This is a genomic window from Nocardia sp. No.11 (assembly GCF_038752175.1).
GTDB classification, from domain to species: domain Bacteria; phylum Actinomycetota; class Actinomycetes; order Mycobacteriales; family Mycobacteriaceae; genus Nocardia; species Nocardia canadensis.
The window spans coordinates 1-5,494 of sequence record NZ_JBCGFB010000210.1 but is presented as its reverse complement, the minus strand read 5'-3'; the positions used below and the strand labels follow the sequence as shown (position 1 = coordinate 5,494).

Sequence of the window (5,494 nt, the reverse complement as noted above, 5' to 3'; positions counted from 1 at the left end):
GCCGCGGCGCGCACGATCGGGCCGGTCGCGGCGAAACACAGCAGCACGGCCGCGGCGAAGGAGGTCGAGATCGAGGCGAGCGACACCCGGCCGAGATCGAGCGCGGCCAGGGTCACCGCCGCGCCGGCGAAGCCGAGGCCGCCGAGCAGGGCCGCCCAGCGCAGCGGCTTGCTCGACGACGCGCCGACGGTGGCCTCCACCGGGGCGAGCGCCTCGACGGGCGCGACCTTGTACACCTGCCGCGCCGCGATCGCCGCCGCCAGCACGGTGGCGATGACGCAGGCCGCGATGGCGACGGGCACCGCGTAATTCGGCACCATGAACTCGGTGCGGGCCTCCACCGACTGGACGATCGCCGCGGGCAGACGCCCGATCGCGAACCGGCCCATCGCGGCACCGACCGCGGCGCCGATGGCCCCGCCGATGAGTCCGAGCAGCGCCGCCTCGACGAGCAGATCGCGCACCATCGGACCGCGCTGACTGCCGATCGCGCGCAGCAGCGACAGCGTCGGCCTGCGCTGGGCCACCGCCATACTCATCGCGTTGTAGATCAGGAACGCCGAGACCATCAGCGCCGCCGCCGAGGACATCAGCGTGGAGTACCGCATGATCTGGATCGCGCCGCCCGCCTGCGCGGTCCGCAGGCTCGGCTCGGCGACCACCGCGCGGCCGTCGACCACCGCCGTGAGGTCGGCGCGCAGTTTCCCGATATCGGTGCCGGGCGCGGCGATGATCTGCACCGAGTCCAGCTTGTCGACCCGATCGAGCAGCAGCTGGGCCAGCGGCAGCGGGGCGGCGACCAGATGGCCGCCGTTGAGCCGGTTGCTCGCCTCGTCGTCGAGCACGCCCGCGACGGTCGCGCTGCCCCAGCCGATCGGGACGCTGTCGCCTTCCTTCAGCCCCATCGCCGCGCCGACCAGCACGCCCTTGGGAGTGGTGAGCAGCTTGTTCGTGTACTTCGACATCGGCGCGGCCAGATCGCTGCCCAGGGCGGCGATAGTGGCGTCGGCACCGATCAGCAGGGCCCGGTCAGGTCCGGCGCCGAGGGTGCTGCGCAGCATCGGAACCGCGGTGGTCACGCCGGGCGTCGCGGCGATCCGGGTGAGCAGCGACTGCTCGAACCCGGCGTCGGTGATGCCGGTGATCTCCAGGACGCCGTCGCCGGCCAGGCCCTGGGTGAGCTTGTCGACCGACCCGGTGACCGAGCCGGAGATGCTGAGCACGGCGACCAGCAGCGCCGCCGACACCGACATCACCGCCGTCGACATGAAGGTGCGGCCGGGATGGCGGACCAGCTCCCCGATGTTGAACAGCCGCAGGCGATCCCAGAACGCGGCGATCATGCGTCCACCCGGGCGGGCACGATGTCGTCGGCGTCGATGCGGCCGTCGTGCAGGGTGATCACCCGGTCGCAGTGCGCGACCGCGCCCATGTCGTGGGTCACCATCACCACCGAATTGCCCTGCGCGGTGATCGCGCTCAGCAGATCCAGGATCGACGCGCCGGTCTTGGAGTCCAGGTTGCCGGTGGGCTCGTCGGCCAGGATCAGCGGCGGATCCATGATCAGCGCGCGCGCCACCGCGACCCGCTGCATCTGCCCGCCGGACAGCTCCGCGGGCCGGTGCTGGGCGCGATCACCCAGACCGACGAGCTCGAGCAGTTCCAGTGCGCGCGGCTTGGCCTTGCGTAACCCGGTGCCGTCCAGCAGCTTCGGTACCGCCACGTTCTCCCAGGCCGACAGTGTCGGCAGCAGGTTGAAGAACTGGAAGACGAAACCCACCTGCTGCAGCCGGAACGCGGCCTGCGCGTCCTCGTCGAGATCGCCGATCTCGGTGCCGCGGAAGCGGATCGAGCCCTCGTCGGGGCGATCGAGCGCCCCGAGCAGATGCAGCAGGGTGCTCTTGCCCGAGCCGGAGGGCCCGATGATCGAGGTGAACTGGCCTGCCTCGATGCGCATGCTCACCTCGTCGAGCGCGCGCACCCGCTGATCGCCGACGTGGTACTGCTTGACCACCCGCGTCAGCTCCAGCATCGGCGGTTGCGGCGAATCGTTGTCCGGCATGTCGTGTCCCCCAGGGGTTTTCGGTTGTCGGGAAAGTCAGCGCGCGAAGGCGCGGGTACGGGTAGTCTGCACGGTCGCCGCGTGCGCGTCGAGAATTGCCCGGAGCGCGGGTTGCTCGGCGGCCAGTTCCAGATAGGCCTCGACCGCGGAATGTCCCTCGATCTCGGCCTGTTCGAGCTTGGCGCGCAGGTGATTGTTCCAGCGGTAGGTCAGGGCCTGCAGAAGTCCGTCGGTGCCGCCGAAGAGACGATCCACCTCGGGGAGCTCGGTGAACAGGGCGGGGTCGTTCGGGTCGATCGCTGCCCTGGCGAGCACGGTGTGCACGATCTCGGTGCGTCGATGCTGATCGGTCCAGGTCATGGGCTTCACCTTCCGTGAGCGGTACCGCCAACGCTACGGTCGCGCCGCCCCGGAAGCGTCGTGCCCGGGACCCGACTTCTTCTCCTACCCCGGTAGGAGACCGGGCCCGTTCACGGGACGATGACGGGCCGTGGACGCGACGGCTAGCCTTACCCCATGGAGGTGAGTCACGCCCTTCCCGCGAACCCGGCGGGGCTGCGCAGCCGCTGGCGGCGGCTCGCGGACCGGCCGCGGGACGGGGTGCGGCGCTTCCTCGACACGGTGCGCGAACGCATCGAGTCGCTGCCCTACGACTACCCGCCCGCCGTGATCATCGGCGCCGATGTGGCCCTGCTGGTGGTCACCGGCGCGGCCGTGATCCAGCGGCACTCCTACTTCCCGAGCCCGCTGCCCCTGATCGCGATGGCCGCCGCCTTCCTGCCGATCCCGCTGTTCGCGATCTTCGGGGTGAAGCCGCACCCGGCGCTGCTGAAGGGCTCGGCGCTGCTGTCGACCGCGCTGTTCCTGGTGCAGCCGGTCAATGCCGATTTCGCGCCGTTCGTGCTGGTGATCGTCGCCGGAGAGGTGGCCGCGGTCGCCTCGCGCGGGATCACCGTCGGATTCACCGTGGTCGCGATCCTCGAACTGGTCGCGTTCGACCTCGCGGGCAATCTGCAGTGGGGCTCGGGGGAGCGGTTACAGGGGATGCCGATGTACGTCCTCGGCGTCATCCTCGGTGTCTTCGTCGGGGTACTGCTGCAATACCAGCGGCGCTTCCTCTATCAGGAACGTGAGAACCAGGCGATCCGCGCCGGTCAGGCCGCCGACGAGGAGCGACGCCGGATCGCGCGCGAGGTGCACGACGTGATCGCGCATTCGCTCTCGATCACGCTGCTGCACCTGACCGCGGCCCGCCGCGCGCTGCAGACCGACGACGACGTCACCGAGGCGGTGGACGCGCTCGTCGACGCCGAACGGCTCGGCCGACAGGCCATGGCCGACATCCGGCGCACCGTCGGCATGCTCGACACCGGCCCCGCGCTGCGCACCCCCGAGCCCAGCGCCGCCGACATCGACGAACTCGTCGGCGACTTCCGCCGCGCCGGGCTCGCCGTCGACTACGACCGCAGCGGCGACCTGGCCGTCATCGAGGGCGCCGTCGGGCACGCGCTGTACCGGATCGGGCAGGAATCGCTGGCCAATGTCGCCAAACACGCGCCCGGCACCCCGGCGACGGTGTGCCTCGACGTCACCGCCGAGGCGGCCACCCTGGTGGTGACCAACGCGTTGCCGCTCGGCCCGCCGCCGCGCCGCGATGTCGGCATGGGTCTGCGTGGCATGCGCAAGCGCACCGAACTGCTCGGCGGGTCGATCAGCGCCGGCGCCGCCGACGACGGGTGGACGGTGCGCGCGCGGTTCCCGCTCAAATCCAGCGCGTGCGCCACGATCACGGCCATGCTGCCCGGTCTGCTCAAGCCCAAGCCCCAGGAGGACATGTGACGGCCGCGGCGCCGATCGACAACCCGGTGACGGTACTGGTCGTCGACGACCAGGAACTGGTGCGCGGCGGGTTGCGCCGGATCCTGCGCAGGCGCGACGGCTTCACCGTCAGCGAGTGCGCCGACGGGGACGAGGTGGTGGCCGCCGTCGCCGCCGACCGTCCCGACGTGGTGCTGATGGACCTGCGGATGAAGCGGGTCGGCGGCATCGATGCGACACGGTTGCTGCGGGCCCGCCCGGACGCGCCGCCGGTCCTCGTCCTCACCACCTTCGACGACGACCAATTGCTCTCCGGCGCACTGCGCGCGGGCGCGGCCGGGTTCCTGCTCAAGGACTCACCCGCCGAGGACCTGATCCGCGCGGTGCGCACGGTGGCCGCGGGCGGCGCGTGGCTCGATCCGTCGGTCACCGGCCGGGTGCTCACCGCCTACCGGACCGTCAAACCGGCCGGGACCCGCACCGATCGCCGGCTCGGCGAACTCACCGCACGCGAGTACGAAGTGTTCGAACTGATCGGCCGAGGCCGGGTCAACAGCGAGATCGCCGCCGCGCTCGGCATCTCCGAAGTCACCGTGAAAAGCCACGTCGGACACATTTTCGGCAAGCTCGACCTGCGTGATCGCGCCGCCGCGATCGTGTTCGCGTTTGACCACGGCGTGGTGACACCGGGAGAATCCTCCTTCTGACGAGCAGGTCTTCGGGCATGCGAGAAGTGGGAGGCGGACGCTGGTGCAGGCACCTGGGTCACGGACGGGGAGCAGGTTCGGTCCGTACGAGTTGCGGTCGATGCTGGGCAAAGGCGGGATGGGCGAGGTCTACGAGGCCTACGACACCGGCAAGGACCGGGTAGTCGCCCTGAAGTTGCTGGCGGAGGAACTCGCCCAGGACCCCGCCTATCAGGTCCGGTTCCGCCGGGAGTCCCAGGCGGCGGCCAAGCTGGCCGAACCGCACGTCATCCCGATCCACGACTGGGGCGTGATCGACGGGGTGCTGTTCATCGACATGCGCCTGGTCCCCGGGACCGATCTGCGGACGGTGCTGCACACGGGCGGGCCGCTGAGTCCCGATCGCGCGGTCGCGGTGGTCGAGCAGATCGCCGCCGCCCTCGACGCCGCGCACGCCGGTGGCCTGGTGCATCGCGATGTGAAACCGGCCAACATCCTGGTGACCCCCGCCGACTTCGCCTACCTCGCCGACTTCGGCATCGCCCACACCGAGGGCGACAGTGCGGTGACCCAGGCCGGGATGGCCATGGGCTCCTACATCTATATGGCGCCGGAACGCTTCGACGTCGGGCCGATCTCGCATCGCGCCGACGTCTACTCGCTGGCCTGTGTGCTGCACGAATGCCTCACCGGCGCCTCGCCGTTCCCCGCCGCGAGCATGAGCGTGCTGATCCGCTCGCACCTGTCCGAGGCGCCGCCGCGCCCCAGCGAGATCCTGCCCGGCCTGCCCGTCACCCTCGACGAGGTCATCGCCCGCGGCATGGCCAAGGACCCGGCCGATCGCTACCCGAGCGCGGGCGCGCTCGCGGTCGCGGCCCGGGATGCCCTCGCCGCCGCGATGCTCCAGGGCGGTGCCCCGATGCGCGCG

General features: G+C 71.0%; 6 protein-coding genes. 3 read left to right on the top strand and 3 right to left on the bottom strand.

Annotation, left to right across the window (positions count from 1 at the left end; all coding sequences use genetic code 11):
- The 3 genes from V8688_RS31050 to V8688_RS31040 all read right to left on the bottom strand — a co-directional run.
- On the bottom strand, window positions 1–1,343 hold a 1,343-nt coding region (locus V8688_RS31050), incomplete at its 3' end, for an ABC transporter permease (RefSeq protein ID WP_342802292.1).
- Window positions 1,340–2,062 carry an ABC transporter ATP-binding protein gene (locus V8688_RS31045; RefSeq protein ID WP_342802291.1) on the bottom strand — a complete coding sequence of 241 codons (723 nt, stop codon included), beginning with the start codon at window positions 2,060–2,062 and terminating at the stop codon, window positions 1,340–1,342. The genes V8688_RS31045 and V8688_RS31050, both read right to left, overlap by 4 nt.
- A gap of 36 nt (window positions 2,063–2,098) precedes the next feature.
- Entirely contained in the window at window positions 2,099–2,422 is a 324-nt protein-coding gene (locus tag V8688_RS31040) for a hypothetical protein (RefSeq protein WP_316575649.1), read from the bottom strand.
- Window positions 2,423–2,578: 156 nt separating this feature from the next.
- On the opposite strand from V8688_RS31040, the gene V8688_RS31035 reads away from it, so the two are divergent.
- From V8688_RS31035 to V8688_RS31025, 3 genes are all read left to right on the top strand, one after another.
- Window positions 2,579–3,901 carry a histidine kinase gene (locus tag V8688_RS31035; RefSeq protein WP_342802290.1) on the top strand — a complete coding sequence of 441 codons (1,323 nt, stop codon included), beginning with the start codon at window positions 2,579–2,581 and terminating at the stop codon, window positions 3,899–3,901.
- Complete coding sequence (locus tag V8688_RS31030) at window positions 3,898–4,587, top strand: response regulator transcription factor (protein ID WP_316575647.1); 690 nt, start codon at window positions 3,898–3,900, stop codon at window positions 4,585–4,587. The genes V8688_RS31035 and V8688_RS31030 overlap by 4 nt, the downstream gene beginning before the upstream one ends.
- Before the next feature lie 43 nt (window positions 4,588–4,630).
- A partial coding sequence (locus V8688_RS31025) for a serine/threonine-protein kinase (RefSeq protein WP_342802289.1) occupies window positions 4,631–5,494 on the top strand: 864 nt, incomplete at its 3' end.